19 protein-coding genes and 1 pseudogene are annotated in these 22,510 nt (G+C 63.0%); 10 read left to right on the top strand and 10 right to left on the bottom strand.

Features of this window, described 5'->3' with window-relative positions; translation table 11 throughout:
* Position 1 precedes the first annotated feature (1 nt).
* On the top strand, positions 2-745 hold the full coding sequence (locus BMZ70_RS22975; RefSeq protein WP_092279877.1) for a DUF1828 domain-containing protein: 744 nt from the start codon (positions 2-4) through the stop codon (positions 743-745).
* Positions 746-805: 60 nt separating this feature from the next.
* Here BMZ70_RS22975 and BMZ70_RS22970 read toward each other — a convergent pair whose 3' ends face one another.
* Together BMZ70_RS22970 and BMZ70_RS22965 are read right to left on the bottom strand one after the other, a co-directional pair.
* A complete protein-coding gene (locus BMZ70_RS22970) occupies positions 806-1,441 on the bottom strand; it encodes an Npun_F0296 family exosortase-dependent surface protein (RefSeq protein WP_092279875.1) in 636 nt (211 codons plus the stop codon).
* A gap of 128 nt (positions 1,442-1,569) precedes the next feature.
* Positions 1,570-2,649 carry a porin gene (locus tag BMZ70_RS22965; protein ID WP_092279873.1) on the bottom strand — a complete coding sequence of 360 codons (1,080 nt, stop codon included), beginning with the start codon at positions 2,647-2,649 and terminating at the stop codon, positions 1,570-1,572.
* Between the two features lie 79 nt (positions 2,650-2,728).
* Here BMZ70_RS22965 and BMZ70_RS22960 point away from each other — a divergent pair, with 79 nt between their 5' ends.
* From BMZ70_RS22960 to BMZ70_RS22945, 4 genes are all read left to right on the top strand, one after another.
* The gene (locus BMZ70_RS22960) at positions 2,729-3,217 is read left to right on the top strand and encodes a hypothetical protein (protein ID WP_092279871.1); all 489 of its coding nucleotides are present in this window, start codon (positions 2,729-2,731) and stop codon (positions 3,215-3,217) included.
* A gap of 124 nt (positions 3,218-3,341) precedes the next feature.
* Positions 3,342-3,887 (top strand): FxDxF family PEP-CTERM protein, encoded by a 546-nt coding sequence (locus BMZ70_RS22955; RefSeq protein ID WP_092279869.1) that lies wholly within the window; start codon positions 3,342-3,344, stop codon positions 3,885-3,887.
* Positions 3,888-4,006: 119 nt separating this feature from the next.
* A complete protein-coding gene (locus tag BMZ70_RS22950; protein ID WP_092279867.1) occupies positions 4,007-5,950 on the top strand; it encodes a GAF domain-containing sensor histidine kinase in 1,944 nt (647 codons plus the stop codon).
* A gap of 67 nt (positions 5,951-6,017) precedes the next feature.
* Complete coding sequence (locus BMZ70_RS22945) at positions 6,018-6,548, top strand: hypothetical protein (protein WP_092279865.1); 531 nt, start codon at positions 6,018-6,020, stop codon at positions 6,546-6,548.
* A gap of 1 nt (position 6,549) precedes the next feature.
* Here the strand turns inward: BMZ70_RS22945 and BMZ70_RS22940 are convergent, their stop codons facing one another.
* The 3 genes from BMZ70_RS22940 to BMZ70_RS22930 form a co-directional block, all read right to left on the bottom strand.
* Positions 6,550-7,452, bottom strand: a complete 903-nt coding sequence (locus BMZ70_RS22940) for an SAM hydrolase/SAM-dependent halogenase family protein (protein WP_092279863.1) — start codon at positions 7,450-7,452, stop codon at positions 6,550-6,552.
* 12 nt (positions 7,453-7,464) lie between these two features.
* Positions 7,465-9,903, bottom strand: coding sequence for a TonB-dependent receptor plug domain-containing protein (locus BMZ70_RS22935; RefSeq protein WP_092279861.1), 2,439 nt, complete (start codon positions 9,901-9,903; stop codon positions 7,465-7,467).
* Positions 9,904-9,992: 89 nt separating this feature from the next.
* Positions 9,993-11,498, bottom strand: coding sequence for a DUF3369 domain-containing protein (locus tag BMZ70_RS22930; protein WP_092279859.1), 1,506 nt, complete (start codon positions 11,496-11,498; stop codon positions 9,993-9,995).
* Between the two features lie 350 nt (positions 11,499-11,848).
* On the opposite strand from BMZ70_RS22930, the pseudogene BMZ70_RS22925 reads away from it, so the two are divergent.
* A pseudogene (locus tag BMZ70_RS22925) lies at positions 11,849-12,862 on the top strand (YhcG family protein).
* Here BMZ70_RS22925 and BMZ70_RS22920 read toward each other — a convergent pair.
* Together BMZ70_RS22920 and BMZ70_RS22915 are read right to left on the bottom strand one after the other, a co-directional pair.
* Positions 12,854-13,894 carry a PQQ-dependent sugar dehydrogenase gene (locus tag BMZ70_RS22920; protein WP_229205560.1) on the bottom strand — a complete coding sequence of 347 codons (1,041 nt, stop codon included), beginning with the start codon at positions 13,892-13,894 and terminating at the stop codon, positions 12,854-12,856. The pseudogene BMZ70_RS22925 and the gene BMZ70_RS22920 overlap by 9 nt on opposite strands.
* A gap of 103 nt (positions 13,895-13,997) precedes the next feature.
* Positions 13,998-14,921 carry a LysR family transcriptional regulator gene (locus BMZ70_RS22915; protein WP_092279855.1) on the bottom strand — a complete coding sequence of 308 codons (924 nt, stop codon included), beginning with the start codon at positions 14,919-14,921 and terminating at the stop codon, positions 13,998-14,000.
* A gap of 102 nt (positions 14,922-15,023) precedes the next feature.
* Between BMZ70_RS22915 and BMZ70_RS22910 the strand changes: the two genes are divergently transcribed.
* A complete protein-coding gene (locus BMZ70_RS22910) occupies positions 15,024-16,223 on the top strand; it encodes an MFS transporter (RefSeq protein WP_092279853.1) in 1,200 nt (399 codons plus the stop codon).
* 23 nt (positions 16,224-16,246) lie between these two features.
* Here the strand turns inward: BMZ70_RS22910 and BMZ70_RS22905 are convergent, their stop codons facing one another.
* On the bottom strand, positions 16,247-18,172 hold the full coding sequence (locus tag BMZ70_RS22905) for a PhoX family protein (protein ID WP_092279851.1): 1,926 nt from the start codon (positions 18,170-18,172) through the stop codon (positions 16,247-16,249).
* A gap of 177 nt (positions 18,173-18,349) precedes the next feature.
* Here BMZ70_RS22905 and BMZ70_RS22900 point away from each other — a divergent pair, with 177 nt between their 5' ends.
* Positions 18,350-18,841, top strand: coding sequence for a DUF3016 domain-containing protein (locus BMZ70_RS22900; protein ID WP_092279849.1), 492 nt, complete (start codon positions 18,350-18,352; stop codon positions 18,839-18,841).
* Between the two features lie 12 nt (positions 18,842-18,853).
* Here the strand turns inward: BMZ70_RS22900 and BMZ70_RS22895 are convergent, their stop codons facing one another.
* The gene (locus BMZ70_RS22895; protein WP_092279847.1) at positions 18,854-19,297 is read right to left on the bottom strand and encodes a thioesterase family protein; all 444 of its coding nucleotides are present in this window, start codon (positions 19,295-19,297) and stop codon (positions 18,854-18,856) included.
* 118 nt (positions 19,298-19,415) lie between these two features.
* On the opposite strand from BMZ70_RS22895, the gene BMZ70_RS22890 reads away from it, so the two are divergent.
* Together BMZ70_RS22890 and BMZ70_RS22885 are read left to right on the top strand one after the other, a co-directional pair.
* Complete coding sequence (locus tag BMZ70_RS22890; protein WP_092279845.1) at positions 19,416-19,898, top strand: hypothetical protein; 483 nt, start codon at positions 19,416-19,418, stop codon at positions 19,896-19,898.
* An 82-nt stretch (positions 19,899-19,980) separates the two neighbouring features.
* The gene (locus BMZ70_RS22885; RefSeq protein WP_165403587.1) at positions 19,981-21,771 is read left to right on the top strand and encodes a putative bifunctional diguanylate cyclase/phosphodiesterase; all 1,791 of its coding nucleotides are present in this window, start codon (positions 19,981-19,983) and stop codon (positions 21,769-21,771) included.
* Here BMZ70_RS22885 and BMZ70_RS22880 read toward each other — a convergent pair.
* The gene (locus BMZ70_RS22880; protein WP_092279841.1) at positions 21,768-22,463 is read right to left on the bottom strand and encodes a dienelactone hydrolase family protein; all 696 of its coding nucleotides are present in this window, start codon (positions 22,461-22,463) and stop codon (positions 21,768-21,770) included. The two genes, BMZ70_RS22885 and BMZ70_RS22880, sit on opposite strands and share 4 nt — an antisense overlap.
* Positions 22,464-22,510 lie beyond the last annotated feature (47 nt).

Here is a 22,510-nt window from a genome sequence, read left to right as displayed (position 1 = left end):
TATGATTTGCAATCGCATATCGGAAGTACTTGGCCTTGCTTGTCATCCGATTTCAGATGATGGGTTGATTGCTACGATAGCATCACCGTTCACCTACCCGGACGGAGATGAGATTCCCATTTTTGTCGAAAAGCTGGGGCCTCAAATTCGCTTTTTTGATGATGGCGAAGTGCTCTTGCACTTGCTTGGGCGAGGTCTTTTTCTGGATGATCATCGAAAGACCAAGTTCATCAAAAATCTCGCGGAACCCAATAACGTTCAATTAAATGCTCAGGGCGAACTGGAAATTTGGTCCACGGAGGAAGGCGCCCCGGCGGCTTTTGCCCGTTACATTTCGACTATGTTGACGCTATCCAAATGGGAGACCGAGCAGATCGGCGTTGCGACTGACATTTCGCTATTCTTGGATGAGGTGGCACTATGTTTGCGAGCATGGAAGCCCCAGGCAAGAATTATTGAGGGACCCGAGTACACTGGTATTTCAGGACACATTTACAAGCTACATTTCAGCATGGATGGAGATCCAGTACTTGCTGTGAATCCGCGACATGCATCGGTTAGCTCGGCGGCGAAAAAACTGTTGGACATTCGTGCTGTTGATGAACACAAATCACTGAGAATTTTTGTCATTATGGATGATAGGGAGAACAAAGATTCTGCTAAGAACGAAGCGCGTGTTCTTGGTGTGGTGGCGAATGTAATGATGATGAGTTCTCTTGAAGGCCGTGCCGGTATAAGCCGATGAATACCGCCGCCTGACAAAAAAAGCCCGCAAAAATCTGCGGGCTTTTTGATTTTGTTGAGCTTATTGGCGGCGACGGCGTGCGATTGCGCCCACCAGCCCGAGGCCGGCCAGCAGCATGGCATAGGTTTCCGGTTCCGGCACCGCTGCGATGTAGGAGTGGTTGTCCGACTCGAAGGCGTTTTGGTTCGAGCTGAAGGTCACCGTGGTGATCGGCGCGGCGGAGTAGAAGTTCATGTAGAAGCCCACGCCCTGGTTGCCATCGACCGCGACCATCGCCGCTGCCGCCATCTGGCTGCCGGTGATGGTTTCGTCGCCCGCAGCGGTGTGGAAGGTCACGCTGTTGTAGGTGTCTGGTGAACCCATGTAGAAGCCAAAGTAGCTGATGCCGGCACCGCCAAAGGTGATGGTGGAGGACGGAATCTGGCCATCGCTGACGCCGACCGAGAAGAAGTCGGTGATGTCGCCCGGTGGCTCGGCGGCGTAGCCGGAGTTGCCGGGGAAGGCGATCAGCACGGCCGCGCTGTCGTAGGAGGCGAAGCCGCTGGGCAGCACCATGCCGTCGAAGGTATTGGTCACCAGCCCCGGCCCAGGGTTCAGCGAGAACTGGCCGCCCGTGGCGTTGTAGCTTATGGCAGCATTTGCACCGAAGGCGGCGCCGGCCAGGCCGAGGCCCAGCAAGAGTTTTGCGATGGTCATGAACGCTCCTCTATTTTTCATTATGGAATGGATTAATTCCAAATTAATAATAGACATGACCTAATTGCAATACAAATTGGGATTTAGAATGTTTCGTCGGTAAATGTGTCTTTTAACGCGAGAATGTTTCAGAAGTTGTGGCGCCAACCCAGCACCACGCCCTTCAAGGTGGCGCCGGCCGACGCGCCGAGGCTATTGATGGCGAAGTCGGTGATGCCGTTGCGCCGGTTGGACAGGTGGCTGTAGTAGGCGTAGGCGGCGCTGCGCTTGCTGAAGCTGTAGTCATAGCCGATGGTGGCGTGGGTGGCGCCGGTCTCGGCGCCCTTGCGGACGAAGCCGATGGTGGTCCCATCCGGTGCGCTGCCGCTGCCATCGCCGGCATGGCCGAGACCCAGCTTGAAGCCGTGGCGGCCGATCTGGTGGGTGAGCGACAGGTAGACGTCATTGCGTTCCAGCGTGCCGGCGGCGCTCTGGTAGCGCAGCCGTTCCGCCGCCAGCGCCACGCGGGTATCGCCGATGCGATAGGCCGCCGCCAGTTTGGCGGCGCTGTCGTTCAGGCCGGCTCCTTGGTATTCGTGATGGCGCTCGTAGGCGGCGATGGCGTACCAGTCGCCTTGCTCGTACACCAGCGCCCCGGAACTCAGCGACGGCTTGGCGCCATTGGCCGGGCATTCTTCGCTGACGCCTTGCGCCACCCGCAGTTGCAGGCCGTTCCAGACCGGCGTCCAGTAGTGCACGCTGTTTTGCTGGCGGCGGTCGAACGAGGCGGTATCGCTGGTGTTGCTGACGCTGGCGGCGGCGCCGTTGCCCATGATGCTCATGTAGCCGGCCGTGGTCGGGTAGAAGGGATCGAGCCCGGCGGTGGCGCCGTTGTAGGGCGTGACCCAGTTGCCCGCGAACAGCGTGCCGGCGGCGCCGCTGATGCCGATGCGGGTGTCGCGCGCGGCCGGGCTGCCGGCGCCGGTGTCGGGCGACAGCGTGCCTTCGATCTGGAACAGCACCGTCACGCCGCCGCCCAGGTCCTCCTGGCCGCGAAAGCCCAGCACCGAGCGGTTGTTGCTCAGGCGCGCAATGTGGGTGCTGTCGTGGGCGCTATCGTTCTGCAGGCTCTCCAGGCCCAAATTCAGGCGGCCGTAGAGCTGGACGGCGTCCTCGGCACAGGCGCTGCCGCACAGGAGGGTGAGCAGGGTGGGAAAAATCTTGCGCATGGTGCCGGGTTCCTATTGTTGTTACGGTGTGAGCCGCTTATTATTCCATCCCGACTTTTTTTTCAAAACGGCCATAAGTATGAGCAATGATTACCCCGATGCAGATGAGGACACCCTGGTGCAGGAAGACCGCCTGTGGCAAGGCAACGGCTGGACCGCGCGTGTGATCAAGAACGAGGACGACGACGGCTGGGCGGTGGCCATGATCAAGGATGGCGAGCCGGAACCGGCGCTGGTCGGTCCGTGGACGATGGGCCGCGACAAGAAAAATCCCAAGCCGCTGGACGTCAACGCGTTCAACACCCTGGTCAAGACCGCCAGCGAGGTGATCCGCCGCCACGAGCAGCAACTGCATGCCCAGCTGCACAAGAACGTGACGGTCGGCACCGACGACGGCCCGCTCAAGGTCTGCCTCGACATCACGCCGGACGAGGACGATCCCTATGCCACCCTCAGCGCCTTCGACCAGTATGGCGAGGAAGTGGCCAAGGTGCGGGTGGCTCCCAACTTTAAACTCAGTGCAACAAGCGCTTCCACTTGGATAGAAAACGGCTTCCGTAGACCTTAGGAAAGGTGTAAGCGGATGTAACTTTCAATCGTGCGGGGCCTGTTTCGGCAGGCTCGGCTGTTAAATTTGGCCCTCCTTTCGCGGTGTCTTTTTGATACCGTTATTTTTAACTCAAGGAGGTTTAATGAAAACAGCAAAACGCATAGCAGGCGCCGTCATCGTGGCGAGCGCAGCACTGATGGCGCAGGGGGCAATGGCAGCCGATATCAGCAATCCAGACGCAGTTCTGGACCTGACCAGCGGCGGTGACATCTTCGGTCACCACATCACCGGCAACAACGCCGGCAACACCTTTGCCGAGCGCTACACCTTTACCCTGAGCACTGCCGGCAGCATCTTCGCCGACACCTTCTCCTCGTCCGGCAACGAGAAGAACGGCCTCGACATCCTGGGCCTGAGCCTGTTCAACGCCGACGGCCTGGTGCTGAAAGGCACGCAGCTGTCGACCGGCAAGACCGACCAGTGGGAACTGAGCACTGGCCCGCTGGCTGCCGGCAACTACTTCCTGCTGGTGAGCGGCACCGTGCTGTCGAAAGCGTCGGGCGCCTACACTGGTAGCGCCACCGTGTCGGCAGTGCCGGAACCAGCCACCTACGGCATGCTGCTGGGCGGCCTGGGTCTGGTCGGCGCGGTGGCCGCGCGCCGTCGCAAGTCGCAAGACCAGGCATAAATAAGCTGTAAAGCGCGCAAGCGCACGCCGGGCGGCGTTGCCTGCCCGGCTCCCGACTGCTAGTATTTCCTATGCGCATGGGCGAGATCGCCGCAAACGCCACAAACATAGGAAAATTGATGGAAAGTCGCCTCTCCCGGCTGGAAGCCGTCCAGACCGTGCTGCTCGAAATCGGGCAAAAATCCGCCAGCTGCACCGATATCAGTGAATTCCTGCAGGCCGTGCATGCGGCGCTGGGCCGCATCATGTATGCCGCCAACTTCTTCGTGGCGCTCAGCGACCAGGACGGTCCGGCCAATATGGTGCGCTTCGTCTACTTCGTCGACGAGCTCGACGACCCGCCCAACCGCGACGAACTGTTCGAGCTGGTGGCCGGCGAATCGCCGACGGCGGCCGTGATCCTGAGCCGCGCCCCGATCGTCATGACCGCCGCCGAGCACCATTCCAAGCGCGAGGACAACGCCGGCTTCGGCATCGGCACGGTGGCCGAGCACTGGATGGGCTGCCCGCTGTTCGACCACAACCACCAGGTGCTGGGCGCGGTGGTGATCCAGAGCTACGACAAGGAACACACCTTCAGCGATGAAGACCAGGCCTTGTTCAAGTCGATTGCCAACCACGTCTCCAGCGCGCTGCAGGGCTTGCAGAGCATGGACCGGCTGGAACGCGCCGTGCTCGAACGCACCGCCCAGCTGCAGCACGAGGTGGCCGAGCGCCGCCGCGCCGAGAACATCCAGCGCGGCCTGTACGAATTGGCCAACCTGTCGGCCACGGCCACCGGCGGCAGCCGCCTCAACATGCGTCTGCACCAGATCATCAGCGAACTGGTGCCGGCCAAGAACTTCCTGATGGCGCTGTACCATCCGGACACGCAGGAAATCAGCATCCCGTATTTTGTCGACGAGAAGGACGAGCAGGCGCCGGTCAAGCGCTTCGACTACGGCATCGGCATGTCGTCCTACGTCCTGCAGCGCAAGCAGGCCATGCTGCTCGACGGCGACAGTTTCCGCGCACTGATCGAGACCGGCGAGATGGAGCACCCGCTGGGCAATGTCGGGATCGCCAGCTGGATGGGCGCGCCGATGCTGCTGGGCGACCAGGCCTACGGCGTGATCATCGTCCAGAGCTACGACGACAGCGTGCAGTACACCCAGGCCGACCTCGACATCCTGGCCTTCATGGCCAGCCACGTGGCGGTGGCCATCGCGCGCATGCAGGCCGACCGCCAGATCCGCCTGTCGAAGGAACAGCTGGAAGAGCAGAACGCCGCGCTGGAAAGCGCGCTGACCTCGCTCAAGGATGCGCAGGGCGAACTGGTGCGGCAGGAAAAGCTGGCCTCGCTGGGCCGGCTGGTGGCCGGCGTGGCGCACGAAATCAATACTCCGCTCGGCATCTGCGTCACCGCCACCAGCCACCTGGTGGAAGAGCTCAAGCTGACCCGCGAAGACCTGGCCAACGGCACGCTCGATGAGGACGGCCTCAACCAGTTCTTCGAGATCATCGACCAGTCGCTGAAAATCATGACCACCAACACCCAGCGCGCGGCCGCGCTGGTGCGCAGCTTCAAGCAGGTGGCGGTGGACCAGTCCTCGGACGATATCCGCAGCTTCAACCTGCGCAAGTACCTGGACGAAGTGCTGCTGTCGCTGCAGCCCAAGCTCAAGGGCAAGCCGATCCAGGTCGAGATCAACTGCGAAGAGCACATCAACATGGCCAGCTTCCCGGGCGCGATTTCGCAGATCGTCACCAATATGGTGGTCAACTCGCTGGTGCACGGCTTCGAGGAAGGGCAGTCGGGCAAGATCAAGATCACCGGCAAGGTGGATGGCGATTTCATCGACTTCGAATACAGCGACGACGGCGTTGGCATGGACAGCGGCACCCTGTCGCAGCTGTTCGACCCCTTCTTCACCACCAAGCGCGGCTCGGGCGGCAGCGGCCTCGGCGCGCATATTTTGTACAACCTGGTGACGGGCGCGCTGGGCGGCACCGTCAAAGTGGTGAGCGCGCCGGGCATGGGGTTGCATTACAAGCTACGTTTCCCAAAAATCAAGCGCAAGTAGAACGGTTTAACAAGAAGGCCGCTGGCGTCGCCTGTATTAGTTGACCAGCCCTTCTATGAGACCCGCCATGCTTTCCATATCCCCGACCAGCGCCGCCGGCAACAGCGGCGCCTATCAAGACTTGCTGCAAAAGCAGCTTGATATTGCCAAGAAAAACGCCGCCGCCGTCGATGGGCTGTCGCTGCGCGCCGATCAGGACCAGAAATCCCAGGCCCGCCAGCGCGTGGCCGAGATCAAGGAACAAATCGAAGCACTGCGCCGCATGTTGCAGCTGTTTGGCGGCAAGGATGCCAAGGCGGTGCAGCAGCAGTTGAAACAGCTGGCGAACGAGCTCAAACAGGCGGCCGGCGTGCTGAAAACGTCGCCGGACACCAGCGTGCCGGACGCGCCCAGCACGGGCGACGCCGACCAGGCGGGTCGCGACGCCTACGCCGAGCAGCAAGCCTCGGCCGATGCGGAGAAGGTGCAAATCTCGCTCGCGCCGGTCGATTCGGCGCGCGCGGAAGATGAGAAGCAGATTGAAGCCGTCACCCAGGCGCTCAAGTCATTACGTTCCATGACCGACCGCCTGGTGAAACAGCAGGAGCACAAGGTCTAAATTACTTGGCCTTGCTGATTTCGACTTCCCAGTCGACACCGGAATCCACCTTGTACTTGGCGGCATAGTTGCCCTGGCTGATGGCCACCGCCACTTCCAACAGGCTGTTCAGGTAGACCAGCGGCTGGCCCTTGGCCACGCCGCCGAAGGTGTGCTCGAACGGCGCCACCACCTTGTTGACCTGCTTGCCCTTGTGCAGGATGCGCACTTGCACCTTGTCGTGCACGCCGATATTCAATTCCGCAAACAGCGTCTTCGGAATATTGGTCCACACATTGCCGTACTTAACGTCCAGCACCGGGATGATGCCACGGATGGTGTCGCCGTTGCGCACCGCCTTTTGGTACGGGATCTTCACCACGGAGTCGGCCGGCAGGCTCGGGCCCACCTGCTCGTAGCTGATCGCGCCCGAGGCCAGGCGCGCGCCGACGTAGGCGTACACGTCACGGCCGTGGAAGGTGTAGGACTCGCCGGAGCCGGCCAGGCGGTTGACCTTCTCATCGATCTCACGCAGTTCGGCCACGCCGTCGCGCTCGGCGATCAGGGTGAACTGGCCGTTGTCCGGGCCGACGAAGTAGCGGCCGGCCTTGGTCTTCAACACCACCGACTTGCGCGTGGTGCCCACGCCCGGATCGATCACCGACACAAACACCGTGCCTTCCGGCCAGTAGTTAGCGGTCTGGAACAGGCGGTAGCCGCCGACCCAGATATCGTAGTCGGGAATATTGTGGGTCAGGTCGGCCACCGTCAGGCCGGCGTCGACGCCGTAGGCCACGCCGCGCATGGCGGACACGGCGCCGTCGGAGGTGCCGAAGTCGGTTTGCAGCACCAGTGCGTTTTTGGCGGCGAAGGCTGGCGCAGCAAGGGCTGCGCTCAATGCGAGGGCGGTCAGCAGTTTTTTCATGGTTATCCTAGTTTAGAAAGTGTAGCGAATGCGGCCGTAGAAGTATGCGCCATTCACGCCGATCGGGTTGATGAAGTTGTAGGGCAGGGCGCCGCCGTAGGTGGCGTTGTTGGTCTCGCGTACGCGCTGTGGGTAGCGGTCCAGCAGGTTGTCGGCACCGACCGACACGGTCAGTTGCCTGGTCAGCTTGTACTGCGCTTCCACGTCCAGCGTCCACACCGCGCCGAAGCGCTGGGCGTGCACACCGTCGATCACCTCGGCATCGTCGTCATACGAGAAGTCTTTCAGCGGACCGAAGCGGGTGGCGCGCGCCAGCAAGCTCCATTGCGCGGCCTGCCAGTCGGCGCCGAGCACCAGCTTGTTCTTGGGCGAGGCATTGCGGATGCGGAACAGGCTGGTGTCGGTCAGCACCGTCAGGTCCGGATCGATCTTGGCCAGCGCGGCGGACGACTGATGCACGGCGTCGATGCCGGTGTGGTTGAGGTTGAGCGCGGCGCTCAGGTTCAGCTTGCCGCCGGCCAGCGGCAGGTCGTGGTTCAGTACCGCGTCGAGGCCGCTGGTGGTGGTGTCCAGCAGGTTGGCCAGGTAGGCCACCGACTGGATGTCAGTGCGGCCGATGCTGGCCAGGTAGGCGGTGGCGGCCTCGCTTTGCAAATCGCTGGTGCGGGTGATGCGGTCCTTGATCTTGATGCGGTAGCCGTCCAGCGTGAAGCTGGTGTTGCGCGCCGGTTTCCACGCCAGGCCCAGCGACAGGTTGGTCGACTTCTCCGGCTTCAGCGCTTGTGCGCCGAACGCGCGCGCCAGCGGATCGCTGGCCGGCAGCAGCGAGGCAGTCTGCAAGCCGCTGCCGTCGCTGTTGAAGTTGAGCGTGGAGAAGCGGAAGCCGGTCTGCACCAGCGCCGGCGCACGGAAGCTGTTCGACAGCGAACCGCGCAGCAGGAAGTTGTCGGTGAACTTGTAGCGCGCCGACAGCTTGCCGGTGCTGGCGCTGCCGAAATCGCTGTAGTCCGAGTAGCGCACGGCCGCGCCGACCAGCAGTTCTTTGCTGAGGTCGCTCTCGATATCGGCATACACCGAGCTCAGGTGGCGGCTGCCGTCGAAGGCATCTTGCGGACGCAGGCCAGGGCCGGCTTGCGCGCCCGGCGGCGCATCGGTGACGCTGCCGGCGGCGTACGAAGCAGCATCGCCCGGCGAGCTGGTGTAGGTTTCGCGGCTGTACTCGGCGCCCACGGCCAGATTGACCGGTACGCCGCCGAGGTTCAGTTCGCGGGTGAGGTCGGCGTTGAGCGCGTCCTGGCGATAATCGAAAGAGGCGAGGTGGAAGCTGGACGGGCTTTGCGCGCCCAGCGAGGCGTTGGCCGAGTTGCTCAGGTCGTAGCGGAAGATATTGCCGCCGTGGCGCGCGCTCAAGTCCCAGTTCCAGCCGCCGCTGGCGAGGCGCACACCGGCCACCACGCTGACATCGGTCTGATCGCCGTGCGTGACCGGGCGGTAGCCGTTCGGGTACAGCGACAGCACGTTGGAGGGATCGCCCGGATAGCGGAAGTAGGCGCTGCCGTCCGACTGGCGCTTGTTCAGCGTGGCGAACGAGTAGGCGTCCACGCCCTCGCTCAATGGCAGCAGCGCGTTGTAGAAGGCGTAGTTGTTGTGCGACTGCGAATCGCCCGATTTGAACACCACCTTGCCGTCCAGCGCGAGGTCGGCCGGGGTGGCATTCCACGAGGTCCAGCCGGCGTCGCTGAAGCCGGCGCGCTGGGTCGGGTTGCGGCTGCGGCTCTCGGCGCCGAAGCGCAGGAAGCCGGCGTCGCCCAGCGGCACGCCGTAGTCGGCGTTGACGATCTTGGTCTGGCCGTCGGTTTTCTTTTCGTCGGTCGGCTTGAAGTCGGTGTGGTTGGCGCCGTAGCTGACCGAGGCCGAGCCGCCGCTGCGCTGCTGCTTCAGGACGATGTTGATGACGCCGGCCACCGCATCGCTGCCGTATTGCGCGCCAGCGCCGTCGCGCAGGATTTCAATGTGGTCGATGGCGCCGGGCGGAATCGCGTTGACGTCGACCGGCACGGTGCCGGCAAAGCTGCTCTCGGTGTCGAGCACGGCGCTGGCGTGGCGGCGCTTGCCGTTGATCAGCACCAGCACCTGATCGGGCGCCAGGCCGCGCAGCTGCACGCCGCGCACCGAGTCCGAGGCGCCGCTCGATTCAATGCGCGGGAAGTTGATCGATGGCGCCAGAGCTTGCAGCGCCGCGCCCACCTCGCCGCTGGACAGGGCGTTCTCCACCTCGCGCGCGCCGAAGCGGTCGATCGGCACGGCGGAGTCGAACACGGTGCGGTTGCGCGCGCGCGAACCGACGACTGTGACCTGGTCGATATTGGCGCTGTCCTGCGCCTGCGCGGCCGGCAGCGTGGCCAGTACTTCGGCTAGCAGGAGGAGAGGGGGCAGTACGTGTTTGTGCATCGCGATTTCCTTGCGTGGTCTGGTGAGACAGAGCACGATCTTACGAGCAAGGAAATCGACTTCCTACGATCAATTGCAAATATGCTTATTCAATCTGGCAGGCGCTCGTTGATGGCCAGCGCTTTGTCGATGTTCTTGATCAGCAGGTCGACGTACACCGGATCGAGGTGGTGGCCCGAGACTTCGCGCAGGTGGTCGATCACTTTCTCGATCGGCCAGGCTTCCTTGTAGCAGCGCTTGTGCATCAGCGCGTCGAACACATCGGCCACGGCGACGATGCGCGCGTACGGGTGGATGTCATGGCCCTTCAGGCCTTGCGGGTAGCCGCTGCCGTCGAATTTTTCGTGGTGCTGGTGGGCGATCACGGCGGCCGCTTTCAGGATCGGTCGCTGCGAGCCGTCGAGAATGGACAGGCCGACGGCCGGGTGCTGCTTCATGATTTCCCATTCGGCCGCGTCAAGCTTGCCCGGCTTGAGCAGCACCGCGTCCGGCGTGGCGATCTTGCCGATGTCGTGCATCGGCGCGGCGTGGCGCAGCACCGCCACTTCGTCTTCCGGCAGGCCGGCTGCCAAGGCCAGCAGGTGGCACACTTCCGACATGCGGCGTACGTGGTTGCCGGCTTCGTTGGAGCGCGATTCGACCACGTCGCCGAGGCGCAGGATCAGCTCGGCCTGGGTGTCGGTGATTTCCTGGTTCAGCAGGATGTTGTCGAAGGCGATCGCGACGCCGGAGCAGAAAACTTCCAGCAGCTTGGTGTCGATCTCCGAGATTTCCGCCACGCCTTTCAGCACCAGCAGCGAGGCCTTGCCGCTGTTGTTGGGGAAGTAGCCGATGTAGGTGTCGCCTTCCACGCGCGAGATCTTGTTGCTCTTGGCGGCGTCCAGCTGGGCCATGACCTGCGGCGTCAGCAGCGAGCCTTCCTCGTCGCCGATCTGGGCCAGGATTTCGTAATCGTTCTCGCCGCTGATGGCGGTGGCGCCGCGCAGGCGCAGCAGCATGCTGTGCTCAAGGCGCAGCAGCGCCACCACTTGCTGCAGCAGGCCGTTGGCGAAGTCTTTCAGGTTACGCTGCTGGAAGATGTGGGCCGAGGCGGCGATCACGCGCTCCAGGCCTTCGCGGTAATTGACCTGCGCGCGGTGCGCTTCCTCTACCTTCATGATGTCGCGGTAGGCGCGCAGGGCGGCGAAGGTGGTGGTGAACAGCTTGGTGCGGTCGAGCTCGGTCTTTTCCTTGTAATCGTTGATGTCGTAATTAACGATCACGCGTTCTTCCGGCGCCTGGCCGGGCTGGCCGGTGCGCAGCACGATGCGGGTGAACTGGTTGTCGGCGTCTTCGCGCATCCAGCGCGCGACTTCGAGGCCGGAGTCTTCCTTTTCCATCACCACGTCGAGGAACACCAGCGCGATATCGGTCTCGCGCGCCATCACCTCCTTGGCTTCCGCGCCGCTGTAGGCGTGCAGGAAAGTCAGGGCGCGGCCGTCGAGGCGGAAGCGGCTCAGGGTCAGTTTGGTGATGTCATGAATGTCCGGTTCGTCGTCGACCAACAGAACTTTCCACGGTGCTAACTTGGGGGAAGCAGAAGACAAAAAAGACATATGAACGAGTTCCGCAAAATGACACGACTAAGGTGAATTCCCGATTGTAGTCCGACCCACAGCCCGTAACAACAGGCAATAAATATTCCTGTTGCTCCACACAACACAAAACTGAAAAAATTGTACGTCTCAACAATTTTCGACGGCGCAGCGTTGGTCATTGATAGCGCCCATGTGCACACACAACAATACTTCGTTTTTAGCAATATTGCTATCGAAAAACAAAGATTTTTACGAAAATTCGCGGGCGAAGGTGGCGAAAACTCAGCGATTCGTTTGCGCTTGATCTAAAAGAGCTCAGTTGAGCGGGGCTAAGCTTTGAGTAATCTCACGCCAAGGAGGGCTGGAAAATGCTCATCGCCAACTATGACGATATTCACGCGCAGATCGTTGAGTTGCTGGAAAATTCGCGCCGGGCTGCAGCGCGCAGCATCAACTCTTTGATGACCACTGCTTATTGGGAGATAGGCCGTCGTATCGTGGAAAGTGAGTAGGCGGGGGCGCAGCGTGCTGCTTATGGGGAGGCGCTTCTTAAACGGCTCTCTACCGATCTGAGCAAACGCTTCGGGCGTGGTTTCAGCCGGCAGAACTTGCAGCAAATGCGGACTTTTTATTTATGCTGGCCGGAAATTAACCAGACACCGTCTGGCAAATTCGTACTGCCTTGGTCAGCCTATGTTCGCTTGATGTCGGTGAAAGGAGTCGAAGCCAGATTCTTTTACGAGGCGGAGGCTTTGCGTAATGGCTGGTCGGTTCGGCAGTTAGACCGACAGGTGAATAGTCTCCTCTATGAACGTACCGCGTTGTCGGTAAATACGGCCAAAATACTGCAGCAGGGGGCGGTCTCCAAGCCGGAGGACGTGATGACGCCGGAGCAAGCCATCAAGGATCCGTTTGTGCTGGAGTTCCTTGATCTTAAGGACGAGTACTCGGAGTCCGAACTGGAGGAAGCGCTGATCCGGCATATGGAAGACTTCCTGCTCGAATTGGGCGACGACTTTGCTTTTGTCGGCCGCCAGCGTCGGTTGAGACTGGACGACACTTGGTTCCGCGTTGATCTGCTGTTCTTTCACCGCCGCCTCAACTGCCTGGTTGTCATTGAACTCAAGACCAGCAAGTTCAACGCCGGTGATGCCGGGCAGATGCATCTTTATCTTAACTATGCTCGCGAACATTGGACCAAGCCAGGGGAGAACCCGCCGGTGGGCCTCATACTGTGTGCTGGCAAGGGAGCTGCCGAAGCGCATTACGCGCTTCACAATTTGCCCAACCAAATCGTTGCGGCTGATTACCAGATACTGCTGCCGGACGAAAAATTATTGGCCGCTAAGTTGCAGCGCTGGTGCGCGCCGGCGCTACAGTAGGGGCACGCTCAGGATGCGGTCGTCGCCGGTTTGTGGCGTGCCGCGGCCGTCGGTGTTGTTGGTGAGGATGTAGAGCCGGCCGTCCGGCGCCACCACCACGTCCCGCAGGCGGCCGTATTGTTTGACGTAGAACTCGGTGGCGCTGCCGGTCGCCGACAGCGGCACTTTGCGCAGGCGCTCGCCGCGCAGGTTGGCGATGTAGAGGTTACCGCCGCTGACGGCGATGCCGCTCGGGCTGGCCGCCGAGGTGGGCCATTGCTGCAGCGGATCGATGTACTTGGCGTTGCCGGCTTTGCCTTCGACCTCCGGCCAGCCGTAGTTGCCGCCGGCCTTGATGAGGTTGAGCTCGTCCCACGTATTCTCGCCGAACTCGGAGGCGTACATGCTGCCGTCTGCCGCCCACGCCAGGCCCTGCACGTTGCGATGGCCGTAGCTGTAGACGTAGGAGCCGACGAACGGATTGTCGGCCGGCACGCGGCCGTCGGGTGTCATGCGCAGGATCTTGCCCGCCAGCGAGCCCAGGTCTTGCGAGCGGCTGCCGGTGCCGGCATCGCCGGTGCTGGCATACAGCATGCCGTCCGGGCCGAAGGCGAGGCGGCCGCCGTTGTGGTTGCTGCGCGAGGGGATGCCACCGAGTAGCAGCTGCGCCGCGCCCAGACGCGCTGCGGCGCCGGCGCCGGTGAGCGGGTAGCGTTCGATGCGGTTGCCGTCGCTGGCGGTGAAGTAAGCGTACAGGTAGCCGTCGCGTACCGCGATGCCGAGCAGCCCGCCTTCGCCACTGCCGCTGACGCCGGCGATGGTGGCAATCGGCGTCAGCGTGCCACCTACGCCTACGGCCAGAATCCGCGCCGTGCCGCGCTCGCTGACCAGCGGCGTGGCGTCGAGGAAGGCGATCGACCACGGCGCTTGCAGCCCGCTGGCCAGTACATGCGGATTCGACGGCGCCGGATCAATCGGCGGTGTCGTCGTGCCGCCGCCGACCGATACCGACCCCGAACCGCCGCCACAACCGGCGAGGCTGAATAACAGCATGACGCTTGCCCTGTTCCACATGATGGTTCTCCCGGACGATGGAAGCATTATCGACCGCAGCGGCGGTGCGCGCCGCACGGTAGGCGGCGGCCTCAGCGTGTGGTCAGGATCGGCCAGCCAGGGTCGGCCAGTCGACCTCGGGCACACGCATGGCCTCGGCCAGGTAGTTCACCATCGACGCCACCTTTGCCGAGACGGTCGAGTGCTGGTAGTACACGGCATGCACCGGCTTGAATTTTTCCTCTGTGAGATGCGGCAGCACGTGCACCAGCCGGCCCTGCGCCACGTCCACCGCCGTCATGAAATCGGACATGCTGATGATGCCCATGCCTTGCAGCGCAAGCTGGCGCAGGGTTTCGCCGCTGGGCGAGGTCATGGTCGGCGTAATCTGCAGCGGCTTGCCGCTTGCATCCAGCAGCGGCCACTGGTTCAGTATCTCCGGCTCGCTGAAACCCAGCAGTTCGTGCCGCGCCAGGTCGGCCACGCTGGCCGGCACGCCGTGGCGCGCCAGGTAGGCCGGGCTGGCCACCAGCCGGATGCGCGAGCGGCCGAGCGGGCGGCTGTACAGGGTCGAGTCCTTCAGCTCGCCGATGCGGATGGCCAGGTCGACGCGCCGCTCCAGCAGGTCGATAAAGCCCTCATTGCTGCTGAGCTTGAGCTCGACCTTGGGGTGCAGCGCGCGGTAGCCTGGCATCAGCGGCACCAGCACGTGCAGCATGAAGGGCGTGACCGCATCCACTCGCAGCGGCCCGGACAGCTGGCCGCGCCGCTCCATCATGCCTTCCTCGGCGTTGCGCACGGCGTCGAGGATGCGGCGGGCGTCCTCGATGAAAGCGCAGCCCTCGTCGGTCAGGTCGAGCCGGCGCGTGGTCCGGCGCAGCAGCGAGGTTTGCAGCTTGCCTTCCAGCCGCGCCAGCAGCCGGCTGATGGTCGATACCGGCTGCTCCAGGCGGTCGGCCGCCGCCGTCAGCGAGCCGGTGTCGACCACTGCCAGGAACACCGAGAGTTCATCGAGCGCCAGCTTCATTTTTCCATTTCCAGCAAAAGTATTTTGAGGATTATGCGCTTTATCTGGGAAAGTCGCTCATCGATAATGCGTCCATCAGAACTCTCACTTGGAGCACCGGAAATGAGCACCTCCACTTCACAATTACAAGGCAACGCCGCCTTGCCCCTGCTGGCGCTGGCCATCGGCGCTTTCGGCATCGGCACCACCGAGTTTGGCCCGATGGGCATGCTGCTGTCGATTGCCCAAGGCGTCAACGTGTCGATTCCCACCGCCGGCTTGCTGGTATCGGCCTACGCCATCGGCGTGACCATCGGCGCGCCCTTCATGACCTTGCTGCTGGCGCGCTGGCCGCGCCGCAAGGCGCTGATCGCCCTGATGGCGATTTTCACCGTCGGCAATTTGCTGTCGGCCTTCGCGCCCGGCTATGCCGGCCTGATGGCGGCGCGTGTCATCACCAGCCTGACCCACGGCGCCTTCTTCGGCATCGGTTCGGTGGTCGCTGCCGGCCTGGTGCCGCGCGAGAAACAGGCGAGCGCCGTCGCTGCCATGTTCCTCGGCCTGACCATCGCCAACATCGGCGGCGTACCGGCCGCCACCTGGCTGAGCGACGCCTTGGGCTGGCGTGAATCGTTCGGCGCCATCGGCGCGCTGGGCGTGCTGGCGATGGCGGCATTGCTGTTGTTCCTGCCGCAAGGCAGCGCCGGTGAAGCGCCAAATGTGGGCAAGGAATTGAAAGTGCTGCTGCGTCCAGTGGTGCTGCAAGGCTTGATGACCACGGTGCTGGCGTCGGGCGCGACCTTCGCGCTGTACACCTACATCAACCCGGCCCTGCAGGAATTCACCCACGCCACGCCGGGCTTCATCACCGCCATGCTGGCGCTGATCGGCATCGGTTTCACCATCGGCAACTCGGTGGGCGGCAAGCTGGCCGACTGGTCGATCAACAAGACGCTGATCGGCTTCCTGCTGCTGGAAACGGTGGTCATGCTGGCCTTCCCGTGGCTGGCGCGCACCCCGGCCGGCGCCGCCGTGGGCCTGCTGGTGTGGGGTATCGCCGCCTTCGCGCTGGTGCCGCCGGTGCAGATGCGCGTGATGCGCGCCGCCACCGAGGCGCCCGGCCTGGCCTCGTCGGTCAACATCGGTGCCTTCAACCTCGGCAATGCGATCGGCGCCGCTCTTGGTGCGGCCGTGCTGAACGCTCATCTCGGCTACGCGGCGGTGATGTACGCCGGCGCCGGCCTGACCGTGCTGGCCCTGCTGCTGGTGCTGTGGGGCGCGATGCAAAAAAGCCCGCGAAGCGCCGGGGCGCTTGCGGGCTGAAGTTACTTCAGGAGTAAGACGGTTTAGAAGCTCAGTGCAGGGAACCCGGTGATGTAGCCGACCGCCGCGCCGTAACGGTCGCGGTAGTTGGCGCGGATCAGCGGATCCAGCGTCGCCTGCACCTTGCCGTGCAACGCCGCTTCCCAGTCGCCCGGGTGCTGGAAGTTGCTCATGATGTAGGCGAAGCCGTTGATGTCGTCCACCGCGTGCAGGCCGGTCGACTCGGCGCCCGACGGCGTCGACAGGATGCGGGTCAGCGCCTTGGTGTCGACGTTGTAGGCCCACAGGAAGTTGTTGACGTGGGTGCCGCTGTCCTCGCCCACGAACAGGGTGCGCAGTTTTTCCGAGAACTTGATGTTGTCCGGGTTGGCGACCTTGTCCGGATTGGCCAGGTTGCCCAGCGCATCGGCGGTTTTCAGGTCTTCGCTCAGCAGGGCAGGCACGGCCGCCATGTCGACCGGCACCCATTCGCTGTTGATGGCCGTGCCGCTGGTGTCGGTCTGGCCGCCTTTCATGTTCAGCGCGTACACCGCGCCAGCGCTCGGGCCTTTGATCGAGATGCCGCCCGAGCCGTTGGTCATGGCCGAACCGATGGCCGCGATCGCCGAGTAGGCGATCTTGTCCTTGGCGTTGACGGTGGTGCCTTCCATCTTGGTGAAGCCCATGCTGCCGCCTTTCAGCGCGGCGTAGCGGTGGGTTTCCAGGAACGCTGCAGCCTTCTCCATGCCCGGCAGCACCTTGACCCAGTTGGTCTTGCCGCTGAACGGGATCTTGGTGTACGAAGCATCGGCCGGATCGACGGTCTTCACGTCCATGATGTCCGACGCTTTCAGCTTGTCGGCCAGGGCCTTGATCTCGGCCGAGGTGGCGCTGCCCAGCTTGATCCAGGTCAGGGTGGCCGAGCCGCCGTTGTCGGTGGTGACCTGGTTCCACTTGGCCACGTACAGGGTGCCGCTCGACAGGTCTTGCGCCTTGTCGGCAATGAACATGAACAGGCCGCCGTTGGTGGCGTCGTCGCCCATCAGGGTGGTGCGTTCGTCCGGCATCACCTGCACCAGCTCGTGCGAGATGCGGCCCAGGCAGTAGTGCTTCTTGCACGAGCCGGTGCCGTCCGGGTTGACGGTGATTTCCGGCAGGTGGCCGTAGTGGTATGGGTTGGCTTTGGTGGCGTCGCCGTACAGGTTGGTCGAGAAGTTGGCGAACTGGGTGTTGCTGGCGATGGTGGTCGCGTCCGGCTCGTACTCTTCGCTCGACAGGTGGGTATTCCACGGCGAACGGCTGGCGCCGCAGGTGATCCACAGGCCGTTGGCCGGGCTGGTGTCGACGTTGTGGTACTTCACCAGCGACAGCGCGCCGGTGGTCTTGTCCTGATCCAGCGTCAGGATGGCGATCGGCGACGGCAGCATGCCGTACACCGAGTCACCCTTGACGTTGCGGGTGGTGTACTCGAATTGCACCACGGCGAACACGGTGTTGCCCTTGATGCCAGGCACGGTCGGCGCGGCCAGTTTCAGCAGCGAGGTGCCGTCCGGCGCATCGGAGAAGAACTGGCGCGAGTTGGCGTCGGTCTTGTCGAGGATGGGTTTGTTGTTGATGTCCCAGTAGCCGCCGGCCAGCGTGGTGCCGCCGCTGCCGTTCGATACTTGCGCACCGGTGATGAAGAAGGTCTGGTAGGCCAGGTTGTACGGCACGGTCTTGCCGTCCGAGTACAGCGCCTGCATGGCCGAGGCCACGGTGGTGGTCGCCATTTGCGGCGCGTTGGCCAGCGATGGCGCGGCCATGCCGGAGAAGCTCACCGACATCAGCTGCGCGGCCGGGGCGGCGGTGTCGCCGCCACCGCAAGCGGACAGCAGGGCGGCAGTGGCGCTGCCGCCGGCCAGCGGCAGCAACGGCGCGCTGGACAGGAATTTCAGGAGGCTGCGGCGGGATGGATCAAGTTGTTCGGTCATGGTCGTGGCTACCCTGTTTGTTGTGGTGTGTAAGCGGCGGCAATCTTAGCCATTTGGTATGACAGGCTTGTGACATGGGCCCACAAAAAACGATTGGTAACAAACTTATTCAGCACGGGCATTCGCCACGGAAAGGGGCTATATTGCTTGCATCAGTCCTAGCAAAGGAGACGCATCATGCGCCTGTTGAACCAAACCGTGCTGGCCGCCGTGGTGGCGCTGCTGGCCTCCAGCGCCGCCTGGGCGCAAGTCTCGGTTAGCTACGTCAAGCCGGAAGACTTCACCGACGTCGATCGCAGCCCGATCGACCGCGACAACACGCTGAAGAATTTCACCGACTATTTCAAGTCGCTGGAGAAGAAGCTGCCCGCCGGGCAGTCGCTGAAGGTTGAAGTGCTGGATATCGACCTGGCCGGCCGCCTGTATCCGCGCCGTACCGGCAGCGAAATCCGCATCATGAACGGCGGCGCCGACTGGCCGCATATGCACCTCAAGTACACGCTGGAGCAGGATGGTCAGGTGCTGCGCAGCGGCGACGAGCAGCTGTCGAACATGAACTACCAGGGCCGCTTGGGCGCCTATTTCGACAGCGATCCGCTGCGCTATGAAAAACAGATGCTGGACGACTGGTTCAACAAATCCATCGTCCCCAAAGTCGCTCAGCGTTGAGCGCCAAACCGTTTAATCGAGACGGTTCACTTTCGGGAATTTGGCCAGGAACTCCGGCGGCATCGGGGTGACCTGGCTGGTCTTGTAATTGAAGAAGACGAAGCCGTACTTGGCCATCGCCACCAGCTTGCCGTCGCGCGGACGGGTGATGCGGAAGATGATGTCGCCGCCGTACTGGTTGAAATCCATCACGCCCACTTCAAACACCAGCTGGTCGCGCGCGTGCGCCTCGGCGCGGTAGGTGGTGGCCAGGTCGGTGATGATGATGCCGGTGCCGTCGACGCCGGTCTCCTGCACGCCGTAGTCGTACAGGAAGCGCGCCCGCGCTTCCGAGATCATGGAAATCATCGAATCGTTGCCGAGGTGGTTGGCGCCGTTGATGTCGGTCACCCGCACTGTGAGCTGGGTGGAAAAAATAAACAACTCGTCCGGAAAATCCAGTTTCAACCGCGCCATGATGTCATCCTCAACAAAGAAGCCGCCATTTTAACGCAGCCGGCAATAGCCCTTAAGTGGTAAGACTCAGCCGTTGATAATGTGTACGATCAAGCCATCTTTTACGAAAGGATGCGCGATGATCTACGGTCTTACTTATTTGGGCGTGATCCATACCCTGATCAGCCTGGTGGCGGTGGCGGCAGCGCTGATCGCCTTCGTGCGCGAGGGCGCCGTCAACCCCGGCAACACGCTGGGCAAGCTGTACATCTGGACCACGGTGCTGACTTGCGTGACCGGCTTTGGCATCTTTCAACATGGCGGTTTCGGCAAGCCGCACGCGCTTGGCGTGATCACCCTGCTGGTGCTGGCGGCGGCGTGGAAGGTCAATTCGGTCAAGGTGGCCACGGTGCTGTATTCGCTGACGTTTTTGTTCCACATGATCCCGGCCGTGACCGAAACCACCACCCGCCTGCCGCTGGGCGCGCCGCTGCTGGCGGACGCCGAGGCGCCCGAGCTGAAAGCCATCACCGGCGTGCTGTTGCTGCTGTTCCTGATCGGCGTGACGTTGCAGCTACGACGCCTGAAGACACCGGGAAAACAGATGCAAACGCAAGCGTAATATGTCACCATGCACGCTAGCCTTCACGGGAGCGAGCATGGAAAGCAGCGCCTTACAGGAACCCGAAGCCGAGCAACGGCGCTTGGCTGAACTGTCCCGCTACGCCATCACGCTGGACGAATCCGACCCCAAGCTGGACCTGATCACCGAGCTGGCCATCAAATCGGTGGGCGCCGAGATCGGCGGCATCAGCATTGTCTACCAATCGCAGATCTGGCTGCCGTCGCGGGTCGGCGTGGAAGTGCGCCACGTGCCGCGCGCCGGCTCGTTCTGCACCTGGGTGGTGGGCGCCGCCAGCGAGGCCGATTTCTTTGAAGTGGAAGATGCCGCCAGCGATCCGCGCTTCCGCGACAACCCGCTGGTCACCCATGCGCCACACTTTCATCACTACGCGGCCGTGCCCTTGCTGGGTGCGCGCGGCTATTTGCTTGGTACCTTGTGGGTGATGACATCGCGCGTGCGCCGACTGGATCGTGAGCAAGTGATGATGCTGCAAGGCATGGCGCGGCTGGTGGTCGACACGCTCGAACTGCGCTATTGCGATGAAGTGACCGGCATGTCCAACCGCCAGGTGTTCCTGCACCATTTGCAGCTGGGGCTGGAACAAGCCACGCTGCCGCATGTGGTGGTGGGCTTCATCAACCTGGCCGGCTTCCGCCGCATCAACGATGTGTTCGGCCGCGTGCAGGGCGATCACGTGCTGCGCGAGATGGGGCAGCGGCTGGCGGGATGGGCCGGACCGGAAAACCTGGCCGGCCACCTGGGTGGCGACCAGTTCGCCTTTGCCCTGTTCGGCGAGCGCGACGAGCATGTGGCGCAGCTCGAGCAGCTCAAGGCGGTGCTGGACGCACCGTTCGTGCTGGGACGGGGCGGGGCGCACGTGCTGCATGCGCGGGTCGGTATCGAGCATCACGACACGCCGTATCGCGGCTCGGCGGTGGCGCTGCTGGATGCGGCCGACACGGCGTCGTCCTCCATCACCGGCCCCTTGCAGCGCACCACGGTGCGGGAATACGGCGCCGAATTGCTGACGCGCTCGCACATGGTGTTCGAGCTGCAGGGGGCGCTGGACGGCGACGCGCACCACGGCGTGCTGGTGGCGCACTACCAGCCGCAAGTCGACTACACCTCCGGCACGCTGATCGGACTGGAAGCGCTGGTGCGCTGGCAGCATCCGCTGCGCGGCATGGTATTCCCCAACAGCTTTATCCCGCTGGCGGAAAGCACCGACAAAATTTATCAACTGGACATGCTGGTGCTGGCGCAAGTGTGCCGCGATATGCGCGGCTGGCTCGATGCTGGCTTGCCGGTGGTGCCGGTGTCGCTGAACTTCTCGCGCCGCTCGCTGCTGCATCCGCAGGTGATCACGGATTTGACGGCGCTGCTGGAACGCTATGCGATACCGGGCCACCTGCTGGAATTCGAGGTGACCGAGAGCCAGCTGCTGGAAACGGTGGAGCTGGTGGCGCCGCGCGTGGCGGAATTCCGCGCACTGGGCGCGCACATCGCGGTCGATGATTTCGGCACCGGCTACTCCAATCTGGATGCGATCAGCAGCTTCCCGTTCGACCGTCTCAAGGTCGACCGCCAGTTCGTCAGCGGCGTGGCCGACAGCGAGAAAGTGGCCGGCCTGTTCCAGCTGATTAAAGGCATCTCGGAACTGTTCAAGGCCGAGCTGTTGTGCGAGGGGCTGGAAGAGGCGGCCGATCTGCAATGGCTGGCCGGGCAGGGCGCCGGCCGGGTGCAGGGCTGGTACTTCAGCGCGGCGCGCACGCCGGACGCCATCGTGCGCATCCTGTCGGCGCTGCGCGACCGCGCGGCCGATGCGCCGCCACTGACGGTGGCGCAGCTGCGCGCGCTGCTCCAGTCTTAGAGCTGCTCGCTCAGGAACACCAGCGAATTACCGCGCGCTTCGGCGGCGGCGCGCTGGTGGTAGGAACCGCGATGGTTGCAGTTGAAGCCGTGCTCGGCGCCGTCGTAGACGTGGATCTCCACCTGCTCATTGTCGTCGAAGCGTTCGGCGATGCTCTTCACCGCGTCGAGCGGGATGTGGCTGTCGCTGGCGCCGAAGTGCATCAGCACCGGCACCTTGATTTCCGGCGCGCGGTCGAGCGCATTCTGGATGCCGCCGCCGTAGTAGGCGATGGCGGCGTCGACCAGGCCGTTGGCGGCGGTGTGATAGGACAGGCGGCCGCCGAAGCAGTAGCCGACCGAGGCCACCTTGCCGACGCCGTCCAGGCCGCGCAGCACCTTGATGGTGGAGGCCACGTCCTGCTGGGCCAGGGTGAAATCGGTGGCCTGCATCAGCGCGTAGGCGCGCTTCCAGTCCTCGCCGTCATAGCCCAGTTCGATGCGCGGTACCTGGCGCCAGAACATGTCCGGCGCCAGCACCACGTAGCCGTCGGCCGCATACTGGTCGGCGACGTTGCGGATGTGCTGGTTGACGCCGAAAATTTCCTGTAGCAGCACAATGCCCGGCCCCTTGCCGCCGCGCGGCAGCGACAGGTAGGCGCCGAAGGTGCCGTCATTGGTGGTGATATCGATCCACTTGGAGTTGGTTTCCATGATGTTCCTTGCTGGGTGGTTCAGAGAGCCGCCATCGTACTCCGATT

This window comes from Duganella sp. CF402 (assembly GCF_900109645.1).
Classification (GTDB): Bacteria; Pseudomonadota; Gammaproteobacteria; order Burkholderiales; family Burkholderiaceae_D; genus Rugamonas.
This window is presented reverse-complemented; position numbering and strand designations above follow the sequence as displayed.